General features: G+C 54.7%; 25 protein-coding genes. 15 read left to right on the forward strand and 10 right to left on the reverse strand.

What is annotated here, in order from left to right; all coding sequences use genetic code 11:
- The first annotated feature begins 253 nt into the window (after positions 1-253).
- Entirely contained in the window at positions 254-481 is a 228-nt protein-coding gene (locus JK223_RS00385) for a YceK/YidQ family lipoprotein (RefSeq protein WP_212712245.1), read from the forward strand.
- Positions 482-498: 17 nt separating this feature from the next.
- Here the strand turns inward: JK223_RS00385 and JK223_RS00390 are convergent, their stop codons facing one another.
- Together JK223_RS00390 and JK223_RS00395 are read right to left on the reverse strand one after the other, a co-directional pair.
- Positions 499-894 carry a MysB family protein gene (locus JK223_RS00390; protein WP_212712246.1) on the reverse strand — a complete coding sequence of 132 codons (396 nt, stop codon included), beginning with the start codon at positions 892-894 and terminating at the stop codon, positions 499-501.
- A 123-nt stretch (positions 895-1,017) separates the two neighbouring features.
- Entirely contained in the window at positions 1,018-1,941 is a 924-nt protein-coding gene (locus JK223_RS00395) for a Kdo(2)-lipid IV(A) acyltransferase (protein ID WP_212712628.1), read from the reverse strand.
- A gap of 235 nt (positions 1,942-2,176) precedes the next feature.
- On the opposite strand from JK223_RS00395, the gene JK223_RS00400 reads away from it, so the two are divergent.
- On the forward strand, positions 2,177-3,235 hold the full coding sequence (locus JK223_RS00400) for a rhodanese-related sulfurtransferase (RefSeq protein ID WP_212712247.1): 1,059 nt from the start codon (positions 2,177-2,179) through the stop codon (positions 3,233-3,235).
- Between the two features lie 52 nt (positions 3,236-3,287).
- Here the strand turns inward: JK223_RS00400 and acpA are convergent, their stop codons facing one another.
- The 5 genes from acpA to JK223_RS00425 form a co-directional block, all read right to left on the reverse strand.
- Positions 3,288-5,021 (reverse strand): acid phosphatase, encoded by a 1,734-nt coding sequence (gene acpA, locus JK223_RS00405; protein WP_212712248.1) that lies wholly within the window; start codon positions 5,019-5,021, stop codon positions 3,288-3,290.
- A 147-nt stretch (positions 5,022-5,168) separates the two neighbouring features.
- The gene (solA, locus tag JK223_RS00410) at positions 5,169-6,287 is read right to left on the reverse strand and encodes an N-methyl-L-tryptophan oxidase (RefSeq protein WP_212712249.1); all 1,119 of its coding nucleotides are present in this window, start codon (positions 6,285-6,287) and stop codon (positions 5,169-5,171) included.
- A gap of 172 nt (positions 6,288-6,459) precedes the next feature.
- Positions 6,460-6,714, reverse strand: a complete 255-nt coding sequence (gene bssS / locus JK223_RS00415) for a biofilm formation regulator BssS (protein ID WP_212712250.1) — start codon at positions 6,712-6,714, stop codon at positions 6,460-6,462.
- Positions 6,715-7,167: 453 nt separating this feature from the next.
- Positions 7,168-8,214 carry a dihydroorotase gene (gene pyrC / locus JK223_RS00420; protein ID WP_212712251.1) on the reverse strand — a complete coding sequence of 349 codons (1,047 nt, stop codon included), beginning with the start codon at positions 8,212-8,214 and terminating at the stop codon, positions 7,168-7,170.
- Positions 8,215-8,342: 128 nt separating this feature from the next.
- Positions 8,343-8,906: a lipoprotein gene (locus JK223_RS00425; RefSeq protein WP_212712252.1), complete on the reverse strand. Its 564-nt coding sequence runs from the start codon at positions 8,904-8,906 to the stop codon at positions 8,343-8,345.
- A gap of 279 nt (positions 8,907-9,185) precedes the next feature.
- Here JK223_RS00425 and rimJ point away from each other — a divergent pair, with 279 nt between their 5' ends.
- Positions 9,186-9,776, forward strand: a complete 591-nt coding sequence (gene rimJ / locus JK223_RS00430; protein WP_212712253.1) for a ribosomal protein S5-alanine N-acetyltransferase — start codon at positions 9,186-9,188, stop codon at positions 9,774-9,776.
- 125 nt (positions 9,777-9,901) lie between these two features.
- Entirely contained in the window at positions 9,902-11,440 is a 1,539-nt protein-coding gene (gene murJ, locus JK223_RS00435; RefSeq protein WP_212712254.1) for a murein biosynthesis integral membrane protein MurJ, read from the forward strand.
- A gap of 715 nt (positions 11,441-12,155) precedes the next feature.
- On the opposite strand, the gene JK223_RS00440 is transcribed toward murJ, so the two are convergent.
- The 3 genes from JK223_RS00440 to flgA all read right to left on the reverse strand — a co-directional run bounded on the left by JK223_RS00440 (position 12,156) and on the right by flgA (position 13,610).
- Positions 12,156-12,575 (reverse strand): flagella synthesis protein FlgN, encoded by a 420-nt coding sequence (locus JK223_RS00440; RefSeq protein WP_256437037.1) that lies wholly within the window; start codon positions 12,573-12,575, stop codon positions 12,156-12,158.
- Positions 12,565-12,864 carry a flagellar biosynthesis anti-sigma factor FlgM gene (gene flgM, locus JK223_RS00445; protein WP_212712256.1) on the reverse strand — a complete coding sequence of 100 codons (300 nt, stop codon included), beginning with the start codon at positions 12,862-12,864 and terminating at the stop codon, positions 12,565-12,567. Before flgM ends, JK223_RS00440 begins: the two co-directional genes overlap by 11 nt.
- Positions 12,865-12,956: 92 nt before the next feature.
- A complete protein-coding gene (gene flgA / locus JK223_RS00450; protein WP_212712257.1) occupies positions 12,957-13,610 on the reverse strand; it encodes a flagellar basal body P-ring formation chaperone FlgA in 654 nt (217 codons plus the stop codon).
- Between the two features lie 161 nt (positions 13,611-13,771).
- Between flgA and flgB the strand changes: the two genes are divergently transcribed.
- The 11 genes from flgB (at position 13,772) to flgL (ending at position 23,649) form a co-directional block, all read left to right on the forward strand.
- On the forward strand, positions 13,772-14,182 hold the full coding sequence (gene flgB, locus JK223_RS00455) for a flagellar basal body rod protein FlgB (protein ID WP_212712258.1): 411 nt from the start codon (positions 13,772-13,774) through the stop codon (positions 14,180-14,182).
- Between the two features lie 7 nt (positions 14,183-14,189).
- Positions 14,190-14,594 carry a flagellar basal body rod protein FlgC gene (flgC, locus tag JK223_RS00460; protein WP_212712259.1) on the forward strand — a complete coding sequence of 135 codons (405 nt, stop codon included), beginning with the start codon at positions 14,190-14,192 and terminating at the stop codon, positions 14,592-14,594.
- 57 nt (positions 14,595-14,651) lie between these two features.
- On the forward strand, positions 14,652-15,311 hold the full coding sequence (locus JK223_RS00465) for a flagellar hook assembly protein FlgD (protein ID WP_249213413.1): 660 nt from the start codon (positions 14,652-14,654) through the stop codon (positions 15,309-15,311).
- A 17-nt stretch (positions 15,312-15,328) separates the two neighbouring features.
- Positions 15,329-16,531, forward strand: a complete 1,203-nt coding sequence (gene flgE / locus JK223_RS00470; protein WP_212712261.1) for a flagellar hook protein FlgE — start codon at positions 15,329-15,331, stop codon at positions 16,529-16,531.
- Between the two features lie 16 nt (positions 16,532-16,547).
- Positions 16,548-17,306 (forward strand): flagellar basal body rod protein FlgF, encoded by a 759-nt coding sequence (locus JK223_RS00475; RefSeq protein ID WP_212712262.1) that lies wholly within the window; start codon positions 16,548-16,550, stop codon positions 17,304-17,306.
- 16 nt (positions 17,307-17,322) lie between these two features.
- Positions 17,323-18,105 (forward strand): flagellar basal-body rod protein FlgG, encoded by a 783-nt coding sequence (gene flgG / locus JK223_RS00480; protein ID WP_212712263.1) that lies wholly within the window; start codon positions 17,323-17,325, stop codon positions 18,103-18,105.
- 63 nt (positions 18,106-18,168) lie between these two features.
- Entirely contained in the window at positions 18,169-18,864 is a 696-nt protein-coding gene (locus tag JK223_RS00485; RefSeq protein ID WP_212712264.1) for a flagellar basal body L-ring protein FlgH, read from the forward strand.
- Between the two features lie 20 nt (positions 18,865-18,884).
- The gene (locus JK223_RS00490; protein ID WP_212712629.1) at positions 18,885-19,985 is read left to right on the forward strand and encodes a flagellar basal body P-ring protein FlgI; all 1,101 of its coding nucleotides are present in this window, start codon (positions 18,885-18,887) and stop codon (positions 19,983-19,985) included.
- Positions 19,985-20,911, forward strand: coding sequence for a flagellar assembly peptidoglycan hydrolase FlgJ (gene flgJ, locus JK223_RS00495; RefSeq protein ID WP_212712265.1), 927 nt, complete (start codon positions 19,985-19,987; stop codon positions 20,909-20,911). Before JK223_RS00490 ends, flgJ begins: the two co-directional genes overlap by 1 nt.
- A 110-nt stretch (positions 20,912-21,021) precedes the next feature.
- The gene (flgK, locus tag JK223_RS00500; protein WP_212712266.1) at positions 21,022-22,659 is read left to right on the forward strand and encodes a flagellar hook-associated protein FlgK; all 1,638 of its coding nucleotides are present in this window, start codon (positions 21,022-21,024) and stop codon (positions 22,657-22,659) included.
- A 27-nt stretch (positions 22,660-22,686) separates the two neighbouring features.
- Positions 22,687-23,649 (forward strand): flagellar hook-associated protein FlgL, encoded by a 963-nt coding sequence (gene flgL / locus JK223_RS00505; protein ID WP_212712267.1) that lies wholly within the window; start codon positions 22,687-22,689, stop codon positions 23,647-23,649.
- The last annotated feature ends 44 nt before the right edge of the window (positions 23,650-23,693 follow it).

The raw sequence follows: 23,693 nt of genomic DNA on the forward strand, positions 1-23,693 counted from the left end.
TTTGTAGCCCCCGATGCCGGCAGGTGAGTATTCTGTCCGCAGGCGAAGCGGGGAGGTCAACAGATCTGCTGGCACGAAAATCCCCGGGCAGTCAGAGAGAACCGGTCGGAAGGGTAAGATTCAGGGGAGATTTTGACCGTCGGCAGGGAGTTAATAAAAACAGGGCAAAAACGGCGGGTTCCTTTTCCATAAAAGGGGCCAAAACAGGCCAGACCAGGCATCGGTCCGTTAACGTGTACAGGTGACAGAAATAATGAAATTTTTAATCTTAACCGTCAGCATGATAATGCTGACGGGATGCGGCAGCATTATCAGCCGGACGGTTCCCGGTCAGGGAAACGGTCACCAGTATTATCCCGGCGTTCAGTGGGATATGCGTGAGGGGGCGTGGCGTTATCTGACGGTACTTGACCTGCCGTTATCCCTCATCGTCGACACGCTATTGTTGCCGGTGGACGCCAAACACGGCAGTTATGACTGAGTAAGGTAACGCCGGGGTTACCAGCGTTCAGCTTCACTGTCATCATCCGTCCACTCTTCGGCAGCACGTAGCCCTTCTTCAGTATCGGTCGGCGGGCTTAGCTGGAATTCGCCATCGTCCCATTCATGCAGCGTATCTTCCTCTGACCACTCCTGCAGCAGCTCCTGCGGGTCAAAATCCCCGGACCAGACGGACTGTGCCGCTTCGTCGAACAGCAATGGCAGACATTCGCCGGTTTCTGTCTCTTCTTCACCCGAAAACTCTGCCTGCCAGCGGGTTTCGCCTTCCTGCATCACGTATTTTTGTAGTGAAAACTGCCGGATATCCGGTTCGCTGTCAGAGTCCGGAAAGTTTGCCAGAAATGTTTCGCGTGCGGCTTCAATTGCTTCCGACAAGGTACTGTAAAGATCCATAATAAGTGCTCCGGTTAGGTGTGCAGGAACCTAAAGCATAGATCAAATCAGTCAGGGATAAAGGGGAGGGAAAAAATTAATACTGGCCCCGGCGATCAGAAAAAACGCCGGGGCTGTGGGCACTCAGTAGAGCGAAGGTTCCCCTTCAGGGCGGGTCTTAAAGCGGCGGTGCAGCCACATATACTGGTCGGGAGCCAGCAGAATACCTTCTTCGACGATCTGATTCATACGGGCAGCCGTCGCCAGCTCATCACTCAGCGGCATATCGTCGCTGGCATCGGGTAAAATCACCATTTCATACCCCCGTCTGTTGGGCAGACGGCGCGGAACAAACGGGATCACCGCAGGGTGACTGGTGCGGATCAGCATATAGCTGCCACGGGTGGTGGCCGCGTTATCCACGGCAAACAGGGGGGCAAACACACTGGCGCGCGGACCGTAATCATGATCCGGGGCATACCAGATAATGTCGTTATTCTTCAGGGCACGGATCATCCCTTTGATATCTTTACGATCCAGCATCGATTTATTGGAGCGCATCCGTCCGTAGGTCTGCAGCCAGTCAAGCAGCCGGTTATCATTAGGGCGGTAAACCCCGATACCCGGGTTGTAGATCCCAAAAATACGCGCACCCAGTTCAAGCGTCAGAAAATGAATACCGATCAGTAACACGCCACGCTTATCGTGAAGCGCCTTATCTATATGTTCAAGTCCGGACACCGCAAACCATTTTTTAATCCGCCAGTCCGGCCAGAACCAGGCCATACCGGTCTCCATCAGTCCCATGCCGACAGATTCAAAATTATGCACTAACAGCGCCTGACGATCAGCCTCCGGCATGTCAGGAAAACAGAGTTCAAGGTTACGACGTGCAATATCAACGCGGCTTTTCAGAAAACGCATCGACAGCCGGCCCAGATTCGTGCCCAGAAAATTAAGCACCGGATAGGGCAACAGAACCACCAGGTAGAGTATTCCGATACCCAGCCATGTGATCCAATAACGGGGATGAAGAAGGCTGCGATTAAATTCAGGCAATTGTGTCATTTTATTGTTTTCCCACATTCCATTTCCCGGGCAGAGAAGGTTCCTCTCTACAATTTTCCTGTTATTGTGCCATTTTTTAACATTATCTAAAATGTTATATCCTGTTTGCGGTGATTTTACTCTGCTTTTTATGCTGCAAAGTGAAAACACTGCGGAGCTATCGTTTTGCCGGGCGGATAATTCGGGTATGATATTGCCCCTTCAGAATTTCGTATAACTCACAGGAATGAACACCATGCCAGTGTTACACAACCTTGTTTCCAATAAAGAGCTCAAAGAGCGCATGCTCGCTGAAACTGAGCCACGTACCACCGTCTCATTTTATAAATATTTCCGAATTGAAGACCCGCAGGCCTTTCGCGATAAGCTCTACCAGACGCTGACAGCGATGAATGTTTTCGGGCGTATTTATGTTGCCCGTGAAGGGATTAATGCCCAAATCAGCGTTCCGCAAAGTCGTTATGAAGCGATGAAGCAGGCACTGTATGATTTCGATCCGGCCCTGGATCAGTTACGCATGAATATTGCTCTGGATGATGACGGTAAATCCTTCTGGGTGTTACGCCTTAAAGTGCGGGAACGCATTGTGGCGGATGGTATCGAAGATGAAACCTTCGATGCCGCCGATGTCGGCGAATATCTGAAAGCGGATGAGGTCAACCAGATGCTGGATGATCCGGATGCGGTTTTCGTGGATATGCGTAACCATTATGAGTATGAAGTCGGCCACTTCGACAATGCACTGGAAATTCCTGCGGATACCTTCCGTGACCAGTTACCGATGGCCGTCGAAATGCTGGAACAACAGAAAGACAAAAAAATTGTGATGTATTGCACTGGCGGGATCCGCTGCGAAAAAGCCAGTGCCTGGATGCGCCACAGTGGGTTCGATAATGTCTATCATATCGAAGGCGGGATCATCGAATACACCCGTCGCGCACGGGAGCAAGGTTTACCGGTTCGTTTTAAAGGTAAAAACTTCGTCTTTGATGAACGGATGGGCGAGCGGATCTCTGACGATGTTTTAGCGCATTGCCATCAGTGCGGGACGTCCTGCGATACTCATGTGAACTGTATCAATGACGGGTGCCACCTGCTATTTATCCAGTGTCCGGCCTGTGCTGAAAAATATCATGGCTGTTGCAGCCCGATGTGTATGGAAGAGTCGCAGCTTCCGCCGGAAGAACAGCGGTTACGCCGTGCCGGCCGTGAAACCAGCAACAAAATCTTTAATAAATCCCGTGGCGTGTTACGGATGACCATTCCGCAGCCGGTGAAAGACGGCGGGGAATAACCCAAAAAAGCCTGACAATGTCAGGCTTTTTTATCTCCGTGCCCCGAAGAACTCAGGCAGGGAATTCCAGAGCCCCGGTCAGGTCACCCATCGGCGGATGCCCGTTTTTCTCCAGAGCGTCATCACGTTGTTTCAGGCCAGGTAACTGCGGAAGATCGTAAATACGGCTGATCAGTCGCAGTATCGACCCGGTATCATACTGGGTATGATCCACATAACCTTTGCGCGCGTAAGGCGAAATCACCAGTGCCGGAATTCGGGTGCCGGGCCCCCAGCGATCGCCTTTCGGCGGAGCAACGTGATCCCACCAGCCGCCATTTTCATCAAAGGTGATCACGACCAGCGTATTCTCCCACTGCGGGCTTTGCTGCAGCCGGTCAACAATATGAGCGATGTGACGGTCACCGGACTCGACGTCGGAATAGCCGGCATGCATATTCAGGTTGCCCTGCGGTTTATAGAAGGTCACCGGCGGCAGTTTGCCCGCCTCGGCATCGGCCAGGAATTTATTGGTCTCTGCCGTATCACCCAGGCCGCCGTCACGCAGATGCTGGCGGCGGTTTTCAGGGTGTTCCGGACCGAGATCTGCAAAATAGTTTAACGGCTGGTGATGCAGCTGGAAATCCGGACGGGCAGGGAAATCGTTACTGTCCTTCTTACCGTCGATAGCAAACTGCCAGCCGCCGGCATACCAGGCCCAGTCGATATTACGGGCTGACAACAGATTACCGATATGCGGGTGGGTCTGTGGCGGCAATGTTTTCGGCGAGGAGCGATCGGCCAGTGCGGGGTTCGCTTTATCACGGCTGCCTGATGGCCAGTACGGGGGTAACATCGTATTGACGGCAAACCCGTCGGGGGTGATCTGGCTGGGCCCGAATCGCGGGATACCGTCCAGTGCGCTGGCGGGTGAGTCCTCCAGTGGCTTCAGGCGCGGATCTGCCGGGTCATCGCTCATCAGTGTGGCGACCTGATCTTTGGCCGGAGACTGGTGTACCTCCGGATAGACCGGTGGCCGCGCCGCGACCAGATACTGGTGATTAAGAAAGGATCCACCAAAGGCTCCCTGGAAGAAGTTATCACACAGCGTGTATTCGCGGGCCAGGTTCCATAGCCGCATATTCCAGGCACTGTCCCCGTAATAGCCCATGGTCAGCGCCCCGGAATCTGCCCAGGCGACGAATTTATCGTTTTTACCGCCGTTGATTTGCATCTGATTCTGATAGAACACATGCCACAAATCACGGGTGATCACCCCCTGGGGCAGGGCTTCACCGCCGGGGCCTTTCAGGGCAAAGGGCTGATTTGGTAGCTGCTGCATATAGTCAGCGTTTTCCGGCACCTGGTAACGGGTATGATTGACAGTCTGTTCATTGGGCACCAGCCCTTTCCAGACCGGGGGCAGATGACTGAGAACGTCTCCGTTACGGTCACGTTGCCGGATGTCTTCCGCTTTCAGGGCAGACAGCGGGTGTTTTACGCCCGGGAAGTTGGCAAACAGGTTATTAAAGCTGCGGTTTTCTGCATAGATCACCACCACATGACGAATATGTTTCCGCAGTAAGCTATCCTGCGCTTTACGTGGCAGTTGACTCAGCAGGAGCCGGTTATCCGTGCAGTTTTCCGTCCCTGTGGCTGCATTCGCCAGCGGCAGAATACCGGAACTGAGGCCAAGAACAGAAGCGCCGGCCAGGAAACGGCGGCGGGCCGGATTATCCGGCGTCAAACCTTCTGCGGCGGGGGATTTCTCTGTATTTTCAGGGTGTTCACTGTCTGGCTTTTTCATGGGCATAACCTTAATAGGATCCGAAGAACAGAAGCAGCAGGGATGCTATTAAGCGACGGTGACAGTCATATTACGCTTTTATAAAGAAATCATGACGGTGTCCCGGGGCGGCGGCTCCGCCCCGGCAAAGGTGACCCCCCGGGCAGGTCAGCCGGTAAAGCGGCTAAGAGAGAAAGGGCGTAATGTCTCCGGCAGGGTGCCCTGTCGGGCGAATTCACTCGCAATTTCACCCAGCAGCGGGGCGAATTTAAACCCATGTCCGCTTAAGCCGGTGATGACCAGGCAGCCCGGATTCTCTGGCAGGGTATCGATAATAAAATCGCCGTCCGGGGAGTTATCATAGCTGCAGCTTTCCCCGTATAAACACCCGCCGACGCCCGGCAGGCAGTGGCGCAGGAAGGCGAAGCATTCGCTACCGTCTTCAGGATAGCTGCCGAAAGGGAAGGCCTTATTGTCTGATACTCCGGGCTGTCCGCCGTCATGACGACCCACTTTCAATGCATTATCCTGCGCCGGAAATCCATAATAATGGCTGCCGTCGTCCAGACCGATGCTGAAGCCCGGAAAGTGATTATTCTCGCTATATCGGCCATCGGCCTGAAACCAGGCAAAGACTTTCCGCGTCCGGATGACCGGCAGAGACGCCACAAAATCGTTGACCCGGCTCCCCATGCTGATAAGCAAGCGGGTTGCGCGGAAGGTTCCCTCGCCGGTGACCACCTGTTGCAGGTCGCCGTCGCGGGAAATACCGGTGACCGGGCAGTTAAACAGCTGTGCTGCCCCCTGCTCACGGGCGAGGCGGATCCAGTGTTCGACGGCCAGTTCACTGGACAGATAACCGGCCTCCGGTTCAAAAACCGCCGCAAAATGCGCGGGCAACGTAATTTCCGGCCAGCGTTGGGTGACTTCCTGCGGGCTCAGAGGTTCAGCCTGCAGTGACCAGCGCTCAGCACTTTCCGCCAGGCGGGTCATAAACTGAGAATCCTGCGGGCCTGCATTCAGCACGCCGCAGGGATGAAGCAGCCGCACACCGGCATCGGCTTCAAACTGTTGCCAGAGCTGCCGGCTGCGCAGCAGCAGCGGGACATATTTTTCACCTTCTCCGTAGGCATAACGGATCAGCCGGTTCTTTCCGTGGTGGGCACCTTCTGTATGAGGCGGATGAAAGGCATCCACCATCAGCACCTTTAAACCGGCCTTGCTGGCATAATAACCGGCCGCCGCACCGGCAGACCCGCTGCCGGCGATGATCAGATCATAAATCATTCCCTGTGAGCTCCTGAATGAAGACAGATAACGCAGCATAGCAGAGCAGGGGGGAGAATAAAAAACGGGGTAATGCAGGTGTTAATGCCATCGTCAGACGAAGAATTTACCGGGGCGGGCACGTGATGCCGCAGACATCAGGCACCCGTCAGGGTGCCTGTCAGATGAGAGATTAATGTTTGAGCGGTAGGGATGAGCTGTTTTCGGCAGATTCTATTTTGGCGATACCCGCTTCCAGAATCGAAATAAATTGCCGGGCGACATCTGTCGTCAGCCAGTACGTCGGGCCGACATCGGCATCTTCTTCACTTTGCTGCATGGATGATAAAGAATGCAGGCGAATCATCATGGCATCATAGACATCAACGGTACTGATATCCCAGCCAACCAGGGAATGGGTCTGAATAACATCTTTCTCTCTGTCCATAAAACCTCCTGATTACTCGTTAGACTACGTGTAGGTTGAGGTTTACATCCGACCTTCTTTAACAGAATGAAGGTGGATCCAGTATAGCATGGCTGTGCAAAACACGCATATTCAGGGTGACGAATTTGAGACAGCAAAGATGATGACAGGAAAATATTCAGGGAGCTCTCCGGTTTACCGGGGCCGGTCGTGTGTCGCCTGCAACACAAGACTGCCTGCCTTTTAGCGGGATTTGAGCACCGGGCTACGCCAAGGGCAGCAGGACAGTCTTCAGGAAACTGACAGAGAATGGTTACTGCTGAGACGAATAAAAAAGCCGGATGGCGACACCCGGCACGGCGTATGACACGCTTAATCGTTACTGAAATATCCGGTAAAACAGCCGAAGTGATGGCTGTTTTGTGCTGTATATATTTACAGTGCTTTGGCGGGAAATGCAACCCCTGATACTGCTCAGGCCTCTACGGTCCAGTTCAGTGTTTCACCGGCCAGGAAAGGCACCAGCACATCGTCACCGGCCGGAATGGTCTCCGGTACGGTCCAGGGTTTGCGGACCAGTGTGACGGTATCGGTATTGACCGGCAGGCCGTAGAATTGCGGCCCATTCAGTGAACAGAAGGCTTCCAGGTGCTGCAGAGCGCCGAGTTCATCAAACACGGTGGCATAGGCTGACAGTGCTGTCGGGGCATTAAAGACCCCTGCACAACCGCAGGAGGATTCTTTACGTCCGCGCAGGTGAGGTGCGGTATCTGTCCCGAGGAAGAAACGGCTATCTCCGCTGGCCACCACCTGACGCAGGGCTTCCTGATGGACATTACGTTTCAGGATTGGCAGACAGTACAGATGCGGACGGATGCCGCCGCTGAGCATATGGTTACGGTTAAACATCAGGTGCTGCGGCGTGATAGTCGCGGCGATATGATGTTCTTCACTGCTGACAAACTGGGCCGCATCCCGGGTGGTGATATGTTCCATCACAATCCGCAACTCAGGAAACTGGCGGCGGAGCGGGATTAGCACCTGATCAATGAATTGTGCTTCACGATCAAAAATATCAATATGGGCGTCGGTCACTTCACCATGGATCAGTAATGGCATACCGATAGCCTGCATGCGCTCCAGCACCTTCGCAATATGCTGAACACTGGTAACACCGTGGCTGGAATTGGTGGTCGCATGGGCCGGATAAAGCTTGGCCGCCGTAAAGACCTTCTCTTTGAAACCTGTCTCGATTTCGTCCGGGTCCAGAGAGTCGGTCAAATAGCAAGTCATCAGGGGCTGAAAGCGATGTGCCGCTGGCGTCGCGGCCAGGATACGTTCACGATAGGCTTTCGCGGCGGCAACGGACGTGACCGGGGGCACCAGGTTGGGCATGACGATCGCCCGCGCAAAAACATCACTGGTATACGGCAGGACGGTATTGAGCATTTCATCGTCACGTAAATGAATATGCCAGTCATCGGGGCGGCGTAAAGTGATTGTATCTGGGTGAAGAGTCATGCATCGGGCTCCGGCGTCAATGAATAAAGGTGGGATTTAACCGGGGAGTAAGGATAAAGCTCCCCGCGCCGGAATGCACATGTTTTTTCGCGTGATTGATGCCGTCAGCAGAAATGACTGCCCTGGCCTTAACGGGTGAGTGAAATCACTAATTCACCCGGCCTGACTTCCAGCCCCTGTGCCAGTTTTTTCGCCATGGCTTCCCCGGTACTGTGATCTGCATTCAGAACATACGCAGGATGTGTCCTGAAATAGTCCTGCAGTGACTGGTTCAGCACCGGCATCAGCGCATTAACCGCCTGTTGCAGTTTGTCCGGCCGGACCTGGCTGTCAGTCACCTGCAGATCCTGCAGATAGATGGCTCCCTGCTCCGGGTTATATACCGGTTGGGCTTTCATCTTCAGGAAAATATCGGCGTTCTGCTGACCAAACAGCGACTGTAATTTCAGACTGGCTTTCCCGGAGAGGGTCATCTTACCGGGTTCTTCACGACCGATGGCAGACTGTAAGTCCGTCAGGGTAATATGTGCGGTGGCGAGGCCGTTCACACCGATATCTTTCTCATAATTGTCATGTTTCTGCAGCGCCTGATTCACTTCCTGTTCCGTAATGGTATAGCGGGCCAGATGGTCACAGGCACTCAGTAACAGAACACTGATCAGTAACGGTACAAACAGAATAACCTTACGCATTTTTCCTCACTTACCGGGAATGTTATTAGGCGGACTCCGGCATTCTGCCTGACTCCGGCCGGGGTGTATATCTCAGCGGGTCCGATATTCCCGGCGATACCGGACCGTGGCAACGATCACTGCGGGCGACAGCCTGAAATATCCTTCGCCACATAAAGTGATGCGTTTTTAATGGGATAAACCGCCTGACGGGTTTAACATAGCAGGCTTACACCGCCACCGGCACGGAGCAACGCGTGATGGCGCTATTCTCCGGGGGATCTATTTTAGGGAGCGTTTATGTTCGGATATCGCAGTATGGCACCACGGGTGAGTCTGACCACCGATCGCATGGTTGTACGCCTGATTAACGAGCGTGATGCGTGGCGGATGGCAGACTATTATGCCGGTAACCGTGACTATCTTCTGCCCTGGGAGCCTATCCGGGACCAAAGCTACTTTCAGCCGTCCGGCTGGCAGACGCGGCTATCGATCATGGCTGAACAGCAACGACAGGGAGCGGCTTATTATTTTATTCTGACGGATCCCGCCAGCGAAGAAGTCATGGGCGTTGCCAATTTCAGTAATGTGGTACGCGGATGTTTTCATGCCTGTTATCTGGGGTATTCGCTGGGTGAAAACTGGCAGGGGCAAGGACTGATGCAGGAAGCATTACAATCGACTCTTCGCTATATGCAGCGTCAGCAGAAAATTCATCGCATTATGGCTAACTATATGCCCCGTAATCAGCGCAGTGGTAACCTGCTGGCGCGGCTGGGATTTGAAAAAGAAGGCTATGCCCGGGAATACCTGCTGATTAACGGGGTCTGGGAAGATCATGTGCTTACCGCCCTGACCTGGAAAGAGGGTACGGCGGACAAGTACCGCTGAATCATGCCTTGTAACAAACAGTACTGGTCATTTTTATCCGGGGCAGTAGACTAACGCCGGCACACCGGGAGAGTTATCTCCCGGAAGGGACATAAATGTCAAAATAGCAGGATGTCAGACACACTATGAATTTGCTCAAATCACTGGCTCAGGTCAGTTCAATGACGTTATTTTCCCGTATCCTGGGGTTTGCCCGGGATGCCATCGTCGCCAGAGTCTTTGGTGCAGGCATGGCCACGGATGCGTTCTTTGTGGCATTTAAACTGCCAAATCTGTTAAGACGTATCTTTGCTGAAGGCGCATTCTCGCAAGCCTTTGTGCCTATCCTGGCCGAATATAAAAATACGCAGGGTGAGGAAGCGACCCGTATTTTTGTCTCTTATATCTCCGGACTGCTGACGCTGGTGCTGGCCGTAGTCACTCTGCTGGGGATGCTGGCCGCCCCCTGGGTTATCTATATTACGGCTCCCGGCTTTGCGGATACCGCCGATAAATTTGCGCTGACCACGTCACTGCTGCGTGTGACGTTTCCCTATATTCTGCTGATCTCACTGGCTTCGCTGGTGGGCGCCATCCTGAATACCTGGAACCGCTTTTCGGTGCCTGCGTTTGCCCCGACGCTGCTGAACATCAGTATGATTTTCTTTGCATTGGTCGCCACGCCCTGGTTCCATCCTCACATCATGGCCCTGGCCTGGGCTATCGTCGCCGGCGGCGTGCTGCAACTGGGGTATCAGTTACCCCATTTACGTAAAATCGGGATGCTGGTCCTGCCGCGGATCAATCTGCAGGATACCGGGGTCTGGCGTGTTTTACGGCAGATGGGACCGGCGATCCTCGGGGTCTCGGTCAGCCAGATTTCCCTGATCATTAACACGATCTTTGCTTCTTTCCTGGCCTCCGGGTCGGTCTCCTGGATGTATTATGCTGACCGTCTGATGGAGTTTCCTTCCGGAGTGCTGGGCGTCGCGCTGGGAACTATCCTGCTGCCGTCATTATCACGCAGTTTTTCCAGCGGTAATTTAAAAGAGTATTCGCATCTGATGGATTGGGGGTTGCGTCTGTGTCTGTTACTGGCCATCCCCAGTTCGGTGGCCATTGGTATCCTGGCCGGTCCGTTGGTCTCAGCTCTCTTTCAGTATGGTAAGTTCAACGCCTTTGATGCATTGATGACCCAGCATGCACTGGTGGCTTATGCGGTCGGTCTGGTCGGGGTGATCGTGGTAAAAGTGCTGGCTCCCGGATTCTATTCGCGTCAGGACATTAAAACCCCGGTAAAAATTGCCATCGTTACCCTGATATCCACACAGTTAATGAACCTGATGTTTATCGGACCACTGAAGCATGCCGGATTATCTTTATCTATCGGTCTGGCCGCCTGCCTGAATGCCTCACTGCTGTTCTGGCAACTGCGTAAGAAAAACTTCTTCCAGCCTCAGCCCGGCTGGTACAGTTTTCTGAGCCGGCTTATCCTTGCGGTGATCATTATGGCGGTGGTGTTATGCGCCGTGCTGCACTTTATGCCCTCCTGGGGTGAAGGCAAAATGGTCTGGCGTATTTTACGCCTGATGGGCGTGTGTGCGCTGGGCGGTTTTGCCTACTTTGCCAGCCTGGCGGCTTTTGGCTTCCGTCTGAGGGACTTTTCCCGCCGCAGTGTTCAGTAACTTATCATCACCGCGCTACGGCTTACCCTGCTCAGGGTGGGCCGTAGCGGCATCCGCCAGCTTGCAGTCAATCTTATTTCTTCTCTGTAGTATCCCTTCCTGGTGTCCGTCCTGTCTTCCGCCTGAGATCTATTCACCACGTCGCTCCCCGTTCTGTTTGCATATAGCGGAGAGGGCTTAGAACGTTCACTCCCGGTCTGTCCGGTCAGCCTCTGATGACCGCGGAACAGGACCTCCATGCACTGCATAGCTTACTGTTGAAGGGATGGCCGGATGAGTCCTCCGCAGCGTCCTGGCCGGGTCAGTCGCCGGTGACGGGAATACGGTTCTCCATGTACTGCAAAGCTTACTGTTGAGGGATGGCCGGAGTTGGAGCCGGATTAGTCCTCCGCAGCGTCCTGGCCGGGGCAGTCGCCGGTGACGGGAATACGGACCTCCATGCAGTGCATAGCTTACTGTTGAGGGATGGCCGGGACAGTCTCCGGTGCGCGTTTGCCGGCTGTATTTTTTCGGGCGGGTAAGGTGCTGACAGGGTTACACCAGGTCTGCGATGATGGTTGCGGGCAACAGGGGGGCCGGGAGAGGTCCGACAGGCCACTGAGCGCAGGGGCGGTTCAGATTGCACGCGGGCAGCGGGGATGCTCCGGCGGAAGGCTCGTCAGCAGGGAGGACTGGCTGGCCGGCATCGGATTCCGGCGGGCGAAGAGACCTGCGGTTATCGCCCCTGGCCATCCGGCCCATACAGTGCTTGTGTCTGCAACGGATGAAGCAGAGTCAGGGCCTGTGCGGTCCGGTCCATTTGCTGTTGGAGTAATAGTGCGGTGTGCTGATTCATTTGCTGTAATTCCGTCACCCGCAGATGGATCTGCTGCCAGCGGGCGTGTAATGCACTCTCCCGCAGATACGGAGCCTGCAGACCGGCCGCAGTGCCTGCGTTCATCCGTTGTTTATCGAGATAGTCCAGCGTGTTCAGTGCAGCCTGTTTATCTTCTGCCAGGTTCTGTAGCCGGTAACTGTCCGGGTGGGCGGATATCAGTTGTTGCTGTTCTGCCAGCATCATCTCTTTCAGTGAGCCGAGTAATTGCTGCATATCAGATAATATATCCGGCAGCGGAGGGCGGAAATCAGTCTTCATCCGGGCCGTTTGCACTCAGGGTTCGCAGTAATCCGGCGGCAATTTTACTGCTGTCGGCGCGGTAAGTGCCGCTGCTTATGGATTCACGCAGGGCATCGACCTTTTCTGAACGAATATCCTGACCGGAGTGAGTCCGGAGTGCCGTCATTGCCTGGCTCAGGGTAAAGTGAGTTGCCGCGGAGGGCTGTTCACTGGCACCGGGCTTCAGGTGCCTGGCAGGGCCGCGTTGCATCAGTTGTGGTTCAGCGGGCCGGATAGCGGATACCGCGTGTGTTTTATTAATACTCATAAGTGACTTCTCCACTGCCGAAAGAGCGCCCGGAGTCCCGGGGGGTATCCGTTATATCGGCTACCGATAACAAAACATTAGCGTATCACGCGTTAATTTATTGCTGCCTGCAGCACGCCCTGATCATCAACGGTCGCGACGATCAGTTGCCCTGCCGGGGTACGGACCCGGACCTGGTCGCCGGTAGCCGCGTTATTCAGAGCCTTACCTGCCGTGGCGGCACTGAAACCAGGTCCCTGAACAATCACCCGCACATTATCGCCATTGCGTACCCGCCAGGGTTTACGCAGCAGACTGGTCAGTATCACTTTTCCCGGACTGAGATTTTGTAAGGCAATGGCCGGCAGCGCGGAGGATATGTCCAGCAGCACCCGGGCCGGTAACCTGTCCAGCCGGCCCTGACAAGGAGTGAGTTGTGCCAGAGTGACTTCGCTGCCCCGGGGGATCCTCTGGCGCGCCACATAATAGGTGCCGGTGACCGCCACCACAACCTGCAGAAAATGTCTTGACCGTCCGCACTGTGCCGTAAGGGTGAGGGTTCCCCAACGCCGGCTATTACCGGGCAATGAAAATTCCGGCGCAGGGCAGTCCGGCCACTGTCCGGCCGGGGTACGGACGGTCACTTCTGTCTGGCTGGCATAGAGCGGATCACGCTGGCGGAAGAATTGTGTCACCTGCTGTGGCAGGGTATCCGCCCATGCACCGATGGATAACAGTATCAGAAAGAGTATCAGGCTCTTATTCATAGGCGTGACCGGGAAATAGTCTGGTATTTCAATTAATTCTAAACACCCCTGGCCGTCTTCAAACAGCAAAATAACCCTGTTTTTTCCGGCTATTCCACCGATTTCGCTGCCCTCTGTCCGCGTATTCTACAGGCATGTTACCGGGAAAACGGAGAGCAGTTATGTCCGACAGACTGGACGCGGAGATGGGATTTGCCAGAGAAGCGATTAACCTGCGTGAGCTGCGGCAGAAGGTGCTGGCGTCGAATATTGCCAATGCGGATACCCCGGGGTATCAGGCACGGGATATTGATTTCTCAGCTCAGCTGACCCGGGCCCTTACGCGGGGGCGGGCCGCTGAACCTGCGTTATCGCTGACACTGACTGCGGGTCAGCATATCCCGGCGGTGGCCCGGCCGGTGATATTGCCTCACCTGCTGTACCGGGTGCCGGACCAGCCTGCAGCAGACGGTAATACCGTCGATATGGACCGGGAAAGGGTGCAGTTTGCAGATAACAGTGTCCGGTATCAGACCGATCTCACTCTGTTATCCGCCAGGATTAAACAAATGATGAGTGTCATGCAAGGATGATAAGCCAATGAGCTTACTGAGTATTTTTGATATATCCGGCTCCGCGCTGAGTGCACAGTCTCAGCGACTGAATGTCAGCGCCAGTAACCTGGCGAACTCGGAAAGCCGGGTCGGGCCGGACGGCCAGCCATACCGTGCGAAACAGGTCATTTTCCGGCCTGAAAATGTGCAGCAGAACGGTATTGGCGGGGTGCATGTGGCGCAGGTCATCGATGATCCCTCACCGATGAAGTTGCGTTATGCCCCGGGGGATCCGATGGCAGACAGCAACGGGTATATCCGTATGCCGAATGTGGATGTGGTGGCCGAGACCGTTAACACCTTGTCTGCGTCACGAAGTTACCAGGCCAACGTGGAAGTGATGAATACCGTTAAAAGCCTGATGATGAAAACACTGACCCTGGGTCAGTAAGCGGAGAGTTCCATGAGTAGCACAGCCACTGTCGGCAGCATTTTGCCTTCGCCCTCGATGCAGCGGGCAGGGAGTCCGGGGGTCAGCGACGGAACGTCCGCTGAGGATTTACAGAATCAGTTTATGACCATGCTGATTGCTCAGTTGAAGAATCAGGACCCGACGAATCCGATGGATAACAGCCAGCTGACGTCTCAGCTGGCACAAATCAATACTCTGAGTGGTATCGAAAAGTTAAACGGGACGCTGGCTTCCATTTCCGGACAAATTAATACCAGTCAGTCCATGCAAAATACCCTGCTGATCGGCCATGGGGTGATGGTGCCGGGCGATGTGATTCTGGCCGGTAAAACCGGGGAAGAGGGCGATGATACCACCACGACAACCCCGTTCGGGCTGGAGACGTCGGCCAGTGCTTCGGATGTTGTGGCAACCATTAAGGACAAAGACGGCAACACCGTGGCCACACTGCAGCTCGGCAGTATGACTGCCGGGGTACACAGTTTTCAGTGGGACGGTACCACCGACGATGGGGATCCCGTGCCGGCAGGACAATACACCGTGAGTTTCACGGCCACCGACGGGGATACCCCGGTCGATGTCACCAGCCTGTGCTATGCCGTGGTGAATGGCGTCAATCCGGGGGACAACGGGACCACGCTGGATTTAGGTAATTACGGTACGACCACACTGGATCAGATCCGTCAGATCCTTTAACCGACACAGGAGTCATTATGTCTTTTTCTCAGGCCGTCAGCGGGCTTAACGCCGCTTCGGCAAATCTGGATGTTATCGGGAATAATATCGCTAACTCAGCGACTTCAGGCTTTAAATCCAGCACGGCAGCCTTTGCCGATATGTTCGCCGCCTCACAGATTGGGCTGGGGACAAAAGTCGCCGCGGTACTGCAGAACTTTGGAGACGGTGCCACAACGGGAACCGGTCGTGCGCTGGATGTCGCACTGAGCGGAAATGGCTTCTTCCGGCTGACGGATCAGGCAGGGAATGTCTATTACTCACGAAACGGTCAGTTCTCGCTCAATGCTAACCGCGAGCTGGTGAACACTGCCGGGATGAATGTGACAGGGTATCCGGCCAGCGGGATCCCCGCCGTGGTGCAGACCGGCGCAAACCCCGGGCCGTTAACTATTCCGGACGTTCAGATGCCGGCCAATGCCACGACCAAAGCCTCGCTGACCGCGAATCTGAACTCGACCGATGAAATACCGTCAGTCACCCCGTTTGACCCGACCAATGTCGACAGTTTCAATGCGAAAAGCACGATCACGGTATTTGACTCCCAGGGGAACGCTCATCAACTGGACCTCTATTTTGTCAAAGACGCGGATAACAAGTGGACGGTAAATCCGAGAGATTCCACCACCGGGATTGACGGTGATCCTTTTGAGATGACATTTGATGAAAACGGCGTACTGACCAGTGACCCTCAGCAGACGCTGGTGATTCAGGGCGCCAACGGGGCGGCTGCCGATCAATCGATCAGCCTGAGTATGCTGAACAGTATGCAGCAAAATACCGGCACCTCTACCTTCGGTAACCCGATCCAGGACGGATTCGCCCCCGGCGTACTGACCGGTTATATGATCAATGATGACGGTACCATCACCGGTGCGTATTCCAATCAGAAAACACAACTGCTGGGGCAAATTGTCCTGTCGAACTTTGCTAACCCGGAAGGGCTGCAACCCCAGGGAGACAATGTCTGGGCTGAAACCAGCGCCTCGGGTCAGCCATTAATCGGCCTGGCGAACACCGGAAATCTGGGGTCGATGACCGCCGGCGCACTCGAAGCCTCTAATGTCGACCTGAGTAAAGAACTGGTCAATATGATCGTTGCACAGCGTAACTATCAATCCAATGCCCAGACCATCAAAACCCAGGATCAGATCCTCAATACGCTGGTCAATCTACGGTAATTAAGGGCTTAACGTCATGGATCATGCGATTTATACCGCCATGGGGGGAGCCAGCCAGACGCTGATGACGCAGGCGATCACCACCGCCAACCTCGCCAATGTCTCCACGCCCGGCTTTAAGGCCCAGCTGTCGGCGTTACGGGCCGTACCGGTCGACGGCTTATCGTTACCGACCCGGACACTGGTGGCAGCGTCCACCCCGGGGGCCGATATGTCTGCCGGAAAACAGGATAACACTGACCGTCCGCTGGATGTGGCTGTGGAGCCTGCCGGCTGGCTGGCGGTCCGGCTTGCCGATGGCAGTGAAGCGTACACCCGTAACGGGAATATGCAGCTCGATTCACAGGGCATGCTGACGATCAGCGGGCATCCGGTCATCGGGGAGGATGGTCCCATCGCTTTGCCTCAGAATGCCCGTCTGACTATCGCGACCGATGGGTCGATTACGGCGCTCAACCCGGGGGATCAGCCGAATGCCACGGTTCAGGTCGCCAGGCTGAAACTGGTCAGGGCTGACGGAAAAATGCTGCAACGCGGGGATGACGGATTTTTCCGTCCTTCGCCCGGCCTCGCACAACAACAGGGTGCGGTACTACCTGCAGATGTGACTCTGAAAGTGATGCCCGGCGCGCTGGAAGGCAGCAATGTGAATCCGGTCACCGCCATGGTGGAGATGATCAGCAATGCCCGCCGTTTCGAAATGCAGATGAAAGAAATCAGCAGTGTCGACCAGAATGAACAGAAAGCGAATCAGCTGCTGTCATTCACCAGCTAAGGGGAACAGAAAAGCAATGATACGTTCTTTATGGATAGCTAAGACCGGTCTGGATGCTCAGCAGACCAATATGGATGTCATATCCAACAACCTGGCAAACGTCAGTACCAATGGCTTTAAACGCTCACGGGCGGTCTTTGAAGATTTGCTGTATCAGACCTTACGTCAGCCAGGAACGCAGTCTTCGGAGCAGGACACGCTGCCTTCCGGGTTACAGATAGGGACCGGCGTCAGACCGGTCACGACCGAGCGTCTGCATAGCCAGGGCAATCTCTCGAAAACCGATAATTCGAAAGATATCGCGATTAATGGTCAGGGCTATTTTCAGGTGCTGTTACCGGACGGCAGTTCGGCCTACACCCGCGACGGTTCATTCCAGGTCGATCAGAACGGGCAACTGGTGAATAACGCCGGTTTTCAGGTACAGCCCGGGATCACCATCCCGCCGAATGCCTTGAGTATTACCGTGTCCCGGGACGGTGTGGTCAGTGTCACACAACCGGGGCAGACCCAGGCCGCGCAGGTGGGGCAGCTGACCCTGAATACCTTTATCAATGATGCGGGCCTGGCAAGTCAGGGGGAAAACCTCTATCAGGAAACCCAGGCCTCCGGCGCGCCGACCGAGAGTACCCCCGGGCAAAACGGGGCCGGCCTGCTGTATCAGGGGTATGTGGAGACCTCCAACGTGAATGTCGCGGAAGAACTGGTCACGATGATCCAGACGCAACGGGCCTATGAAATTAACAGTAAGGCGATCAGTACGTCCGATCAGATGTTGCAGCGACTGACCCAGCTATGACCGGCATCGCTTACCGGCCGGCAGTGATCGGCCGTTTTTTGTCTGAGAAACGGAGGTAACACTGTGGTGAGATCGGCACTTTACCGTGGCATCCTCCCGGCACTTCTGCTGCTGACCGAAGGTTGTACGTTGATCCCCCGGACACCGTTAGTCAAAGGCGCAACCAGTGCAGAGCCTCCGGCGGCCGGGGCACCCTCGGCAGACGGCTCCATTTTTCAGGGCGTCGCCCCGCTCAGTTACGGGTATCAGCCCCTGTTCGAGGACAGACGACCGAGAAATATCGGCGATACGCTGACGATTGTATTGCAGGAAAATGTCAGTGCCAGTAAGAGTTCTTCAAGCAATGCCAGCCGTAAAGCCAGCAGTAATTTTGGGCTATCTGCCACTCCGCGTCTCCTGAGCGGTCTGCTGGGGGGCGATAAAACGAACTTTGATGGCAGCGGCGGGAATGACTTCAATGGTAAGGGAGGCGCGACCGCGAATAATACCTTTACCGGGACCATTACGGTCACCGTAGAAAAGGTGCTGGCTAACAGTAACCTGAAAGTCGTGGGTGAAAAACAGATCGCCATCAATCAGGGCACTGAATTTATCCGTTTCTCCGGGGTAGTCAACCCGCGTACCATCACCGCCAGTAACTCGGTGGTGTCAACCTCGGTGGCCGATGCCCGGATTGAGTATGTGGGTAACGGCTATATCAATGAAGCCCAGCAGATGGGCTGGCTGCAACGCTTTTTCCTGACTATCTCACCTATGTAAGAGGCCAGTAAATGCCTGTAATGATGCGCCTGCTAAGCGGCTTACTGTTAGCTTGCTCTCTTTCTTTAAGCGTTCATGCCGAACGTATCAGAGATCTGACCACGGTTCAGGGCGTCCGCGATAACCAGTTAATCGGTTACGGGCTGGTGGTCGGACTGGACGGTACCGGGGATCAGACGACCCAGACCCCGTTCACCACCCAGACCATGAGTAATATGCTCTCTCAATTAGGGATCACCGTGCCCGGCGGGACCAATATCCAGCTGAAAAATGTCGCTGCCGTGATGGTAACAGCGACGCTGCCTCCGTTTGCCCATCAGGGGAAAAATATAGATGTCGTCGTTTCCTCAATGGGAAATGCAAAAAGTCTGCGTGGCGGGACATTGCTGATGACTCCGCTAAAAGGCGTGGATAATCAGGTCTATGCGCTGGCCCAGGGCAACATTCTGGTCGGCGGGGCGGGGGCCAGTGCCGGCGGCAGCAGTGTCCAGGTCAATCAGCTTAACGGCGGACGGATCACCGGTGGGGCTATTGTGGAACGGGAACTGCCGACAGATTTCGGCACCCGTAATGAACTGGTGCTGGAACTGAATGATGTCGATTTTACCGTGGCGCAGCGCATATCGGATGCCATTAATCGGTATGCAGGTTACCCGGCAGCTTCTGCGGAAGATGGCAGTGCCGTTAAAATCAAAGCGTCGGCGTCCCATGCCTCACAGGTCAGCCTGCTGGCAGCAATACAGAATCTGAAAGTCTCCGTGCCAGTGGAAGATGCCAGGGTCATTATCAATTCCCGTACCGGGTCGGTGGTGATGAACCGGGAAGTGATCCTTGGCACCTGTGCCGTTGCCCAGGGGAATCTGTCGGTGACCATTAACCGCCAGGACCGGGTGAGCCAGCCGGATACGCCGCTGGCCGGCGGTCAGACGGTGGTCAGCCCGGAAACGCAAATAGATATGCGGCAGCAGGGCGGAACATTACAACATGTGAAGGCCAGCGCCAGCCTGAATAATGTGGTTCGTGCCCTGAATACTCTGGGCGCGACACCGATTGAGCTGATGTCAATTCTGCAGGCCATGGAATCTGCCGGGTGTCTGCGGGCAAAGCTGGAGATCATCTGATGAAAATCACACAGGACACCGGGGCGCTGGCTTTTGACAGTCATTCACTGGATAAGCTTAAACGTGAAGCCGCGCGTCATCCGCGTCAGCAGTCGATGGCCGTTGCCCGCCAGCTCGAAGGGGTGTTTCTGCAGATGATGCTGAAAAGTATGCGACAGACCCTGCCGGGGGATACGCTATCCGGCAGTTCCCCGAGCCGGCTGTTTACCTCGTTGTATGACGAGCAGATTGCCCGGCAAAACGGCGAACGGGGTCTGGGGTTGGGGCTGGCAAAACTCATTGCACAGCAAATGCAGCCCGCGGTGGCACCGGATGAACAGGCAGGGACCCGTCCGATGCCCCTCGGGCCGTTACGCGTGCCAGTGCAGCCGCCGGCGGCGGTACTGCGTGACACATTACGCCAGGTGATCCCGGCGTTACCGCAGCCGACGGCAGCTATGACGTCGTTTCTGAACCGTATCCGGCAACCGGCACAGCAAATCAGTGCCCGCAGTGGTATCCCTCACCAGTTGATTCTGGCTCAGGCGGCGCTGGAATCCGGCTGGGGACAGCGGCAAATCCTGCGTCGTGATGGTCAGCCCAGTTTTAACCTGTTCGGGATCAAAGCCGGCGCGCATTGGCAGGGAGAAACCACGGCGATCATGACGACCGAATATCATCAGGGGATACCCGAAAAACGGCGTGACAGTTTCAGGGTTTATCACTCCTATCGCGAAGCGCTGGAAGATTACGCCCGGCTTATTACAGAAAACCCCCGTTACCGCGCGGTGACCGGTGCCGTGACGGCAGAATCAGCCGCACACGCATTACAGAAGGCGGGATATGCCTCTGACCCGGCCTACGCAAAAAAACTGATCACGGTGATCCGTCAGTTGCAAACAATGTCAGTGCAAGCCGTCAGTGCAGATCTCAGCAATTTATTCTGAGCACCTCTCAAGAATTGCCGCGACATTACCGATAACACCCTAAAGCATCCTGAAACACTCTGACCGGAAGGCCATCCCTGGCCTCCGGCAGCACAATTACGGAGACAACTATGTCCGGTCTGATTAACTCTGCCATGAGCGGGCTGAATGCAGCGCAATCTGCACTGATGATCACCAGCCTTAATATCAGTAACTACACAGTGGCCGGCTATAACCGGCAACTCCTGTTAATGTCTCAGGCGGGCAGTACTCAGTCCGGAAATGCCTGGTACGGTAACGGTGTCAGGGTCGACGGGGTTCAGCGGCAATACGATGAACTGATCAGCCGTCAGTTAATGGAAGCCAGCGCGAAGAACAGTGCGGCGAACAGTCAGTTTACGCAGATCTCCGGTATCGATAACATGCTGACGATGGACGGTAATGATCTGTCGGACGCCTTACAGCAGTTTTTTAAAAATATTCAGAATGTGGTTGATAATGCGGAAGACCCGGCAGCCAGGCAGGCATTGTTAAGTGATGCCAAATCTCTGGCCGGACAGATAAGAACCTTCCAGCAATATCTGGATAATCAGCAAGCGTCCGTCAATAATCAGATAAAAGACTCTGTCAGTGCCATAAATAAATATACCTCTCAGATAGCGGCGCTGAATGAGCAAATCGCCAAACTTTCAGCCACCGGTCAGGCCCCGAATAACCTGCTGGATCAGAGGGACCAGCTGGTCAGCGAACTGAATAATATCACCGCGGTGAATGTCAGTATGCAGGACAACAGCATGGTGGTTTCCTTACCTAACGGACTGACTCTGGTCAACGGTAATCAGAGTACCGAAATGAAGGCGGTGCCTTCCGCTGAGGATCCGGGCCGTCTTATCCCGGGATATACCGATAAGCTGGCCGGGGACATCGGCTTACCGGATAAAATGTTTACCTCCGGGTCACTGTCGGGGGGACTGGCTTTCCGGCGGGAGGATCTCGATAGCGTGCAGAACCGCCTGGGGCAACTCACCGTCGCCTTCGCCAGTCAGATGAACATCGTACAACATCAGGGGTATGACAGTAACGGCGACCCGGGGACCGATTTCTTTACGATGGGACAGCCGGAGACATACCGTAACAGTAATAATACGTCAGATACGACGCTGGATGCCTCCTTCACAGACAGCAGTGCACTGAAAGCCTCCGACTATCGTGTCTCATGGGAGCAGGGGCGCTGGACTGTGACCCGTTTATCGGATAACCAGGTCCTGATGCCGGAAGTCACTTCTGCCGACGGGAAAACTCATCTCAATATCGATGGTCTTGATATCACGGTGAACGGTGATCCCGCAGAAAAGGATTCATTCCTGGTAAGGCCGCTGGCCGGCGCGGCCCGTGGATTTGATGTGGCGCTCACCGACGGGTCTCAGATAGCGGCAGCTGCAGAACCCGGCGGGGCCAGTGATAACCGGAATGCACAGGCGATGCTGGCACTCCAGGACAGTCCCATCGTGGGAGGATCCACGCTGACCGAGGCGTATGGCTCACTGGTCAGTTTTGTGGGTAATGAGACCAGCAGCCTGGAAGGACGCTGTCAGACCGGACAGCAGGTGGTGGATCAGTTAACCCAGCGTCAGCAGTCGGTATCCGGCGTGAATCTGGATGAAGAGTATTCATTACTGACTCAGTATCAGCAATATTACATTGCCAATACCCGGGTGCTGCAAACTGCCGGTGAGCTGTTTGATGCCATTATCAATATCAGGAACTAATGTCACTGTGACGATGTTGGAGTGTTTATGAGACTCAGTACAAACCTAATCTTTTCGTTACAGATGCAAAGTATCAGCAAGTCCCAGTCGGCCTGGCTCGCCAGTGGTATGCAGGTCTCCACAGGGAAACGCGTAACAAAGCCCTCCGATGACCCTATCGCGGCCTCTCAGGCGCTGAATATCTTACAAACGCAGACCAAAGATGCACAGTATGCCATGGCACAATCTTTCGCCGGCCAGTCTTTAAGCAATGAAGAAAATGCGCTGGGGAATGTGAGTGATAATCTTCAGTCGGCGTTAACACAGATTATTTACGGAACCACCGGGACACTGAATGATGATGACCGTGCGGTGATTGCCACCCAGTTGCAGAATATCCGTGATCAATTGGTGAATCTGGCAAATACACAGGACAGTAATGGCCGGTATATTTTTGCCGGTTACAAGACTCAGCAGCCGCCGTTTGTCAGTGGTGATGACGGTGTGACTTATCAGGGGGGCGACCAGGCCATTACACAGCAGGTGGATGCCCAGCGCACAATGACCATCGGACATCCGGGGGATAGTGTATTTATGTCGCATACCGGCAATGCCATTCCGGAGCCGGATGGGTCGGCCAGTGAAACCAATGTCTTTACTCTGCTGGATGAGGCAATAACGGCGCTTAAGACGCCTCAGGGTGGACAGGGTGATGAGGTTCTGAAACAGTTTGAGGAGACCATGGGCAAAGTTAACCGGGGTCTGCATAATTCACTGAACAATGTGCTGAGTGTCCGGTCCGAAATAGGGACGCAGCTTGCCGAACTGGATACCCTGGGGGATCAGCGTCAGAACCGGCAGGTGATCCTGAGTGATCAGCTTAGCCAGCTGACGGATATCGATATCACAGAATCGATTTCCCGCTATGTGATGCAGCAGACCGCATTACAGGCCAGCTATAAAACCTTCAGTCAGATAACACAGTTATCACTGTTTCAGCTTAACCGTTGAATCCGCAAGTAAAAAAAAACCTGACCGCAAGGTCAGGTTTTTTT

Source organism: Tatumella sp. JGM118 (assembly GCF_018257515.1).
GTDB classification, from domain to species: domain Bacteria; phylum Pseudomonadota; class Gammaproteobacteria; order Enterobacterales; family Enterobacteriaceae; genus Tatumella; species Tatumella terrea.

Bases quoted from the DNA above. Each gene is read 5' to 3' on its own strand.
- JK223_RS00385 (WP_212712245.1), top strand. From the start codon at position 254: ATGAAATTTTTAATCTTAACCGTCAGCATGATAATGCTGACGGGATGC.
- JK223_RS00390 (WP_212712246.1), bottom strand. From the start codon at position 894: ATGGATCTTTACAGTACCTTGTCGGAAGCAATTGAAGCCGCACGCGAA.
- JK223_RS00395 (WP_212712628.1), bottom strand. From the start codon at position 1,941: ATGACACAATTGCCTGAATTTAATCGCAGCCTTCTTCATCCCCGTTAT.
- JK223_RS00400 (WP_212712247.1), top strand. From the start codon at position 2,177: ATGCCAGTGTTACACAACCTTGTTTCCAATAAAGAGCTCAAAGAGCGC.
- acpA (WP_212712248.1), bottom strand. From the start codon at position 5,021: ATGAAAAAGCCAGACAGTGAACACCCTGAAAATACAGAGAAATCCCCC.
- solA (WP_212712249.1), bottom strand. From the start codon at position 6,287: ATGATTTATGATCTGATCATCGCCGGCAGCGGGTCTGCCGGTGCGGCG.
- bssS (WP_212712250.1), bottom strand. From the start codon at position 6,714: ATGGACAGAGAGAAAGATGTTATTCAGACCCATTCCCTGGTTGGCTGG.
- pyrC (WP_212712251.1), bottom strand. From the start codon at position 8,214: ATGACTCTTCACCCAGATACAATCACTTTACGCCGCCCCGATGACTGG.
- JK223_RS00425 (WP_212712252.1), bottom strand. From the start codon at position 8,906: ATGCGTAAGGTTATTCTGTTTGTACCGTTACTGATCAGTGTTCTGTTA.
- rimJ (WP_212712253.1), top strand. From the start codon at position 9,186: ATGTTCGGATATCGCAGTATGGCACCACGGGTGAGTCTGACCACCGAT.
- murJ (WP_212712254.1), top strand. From the start codon at position 9,902: ATGAATTTGCTCAAATCACTGGCTCAGGTCAGTTCAATGACGTTATTT.
- JK223_RS00440 (WP_256437037.1), bottom strand. From the start codon at position 12,575: ATGAAGACTGATTTCCGCCCTCCGCTGCCGGATATATTATCTGATATG.
- flgM (WP_212712256.1), bottom strand. From the start codon at position 12,864: ATGAGTATTAATAAAACACACGCGGTATCCGCTATCCGGCCCGCTGAA.
- flgA (WP_212712257.1), bottom strand. From the start codon at position 13,610: ATGAATAAGAGCCTGATACTCTTTCTGATACTGTTATCCATCGGTGCA.
- flgB (WP_212712258.1), top strand. From the start codon at position 13,772: ATGTCCGACAGACTGGACGCGGAGATGGGATTTGCCAGAGAAGCGATT.
- flgC (WP_212712259.1), top strand. From the start codon at position 14,190: ATGAGCTTACTGAGTATTTTTGATATATCCGGCTCCGCGCTGAGTGCA.
- JK223_RS00465 (WP_249213413.1), top strand. From the start codon at position 14,652: ATGCAGCGGGCAGGGAGTCCGGGGGTCAGCGACGGAACGTCCGCTGAG.
- flgE (WP_212712261.1), top strand. From the start codon at position 15,329: ATGTCTTTTTCTCAGGCCGTCAGCGGGCTTAACGCCGCTTCGGCAAAT.
- JK223_RS00475 (WP_212712262.1), top strand. From the start codon at position 16,548: ATGGATCATGCGATTTATACCGCCATGGGGGGAGCCAGCCAGACGCTG.
- flgG (WP_212712263.1), top strand. From the start codon at position 17,323: ATGATACGTTCTTTATGGATAGCTAAGACCGGTCTGGATGCTCAGCAG.
- JK223_RS00490 (WP_212712629.1), top strand. From the start codon at position 18,885: ATGATGCGCCTGCTAAGCGGCTTACTGTTAGCTTGCTCTCTTTCTTTA.
- flgJ (WP_212712265.1), top strand. From the start codon at position 19,985: ATGAAAATCACACAGGACACCGGGGCGCTGGCTTTTGACAGTCATTCA.
- flgK (WP_212712266.1), top strand. From the start codon at position 21,022: ATGTCCGGTCTGATTAACTCTGCCATGAGCGGGCTGAATGCAGCGCAA.
- flgL (WP_212712267.1), top strand. From the start codon at position 22,687: ATGAGACTCAGTACAAACCTAATCTTTTCGTTACAGATGCAAAGTATC.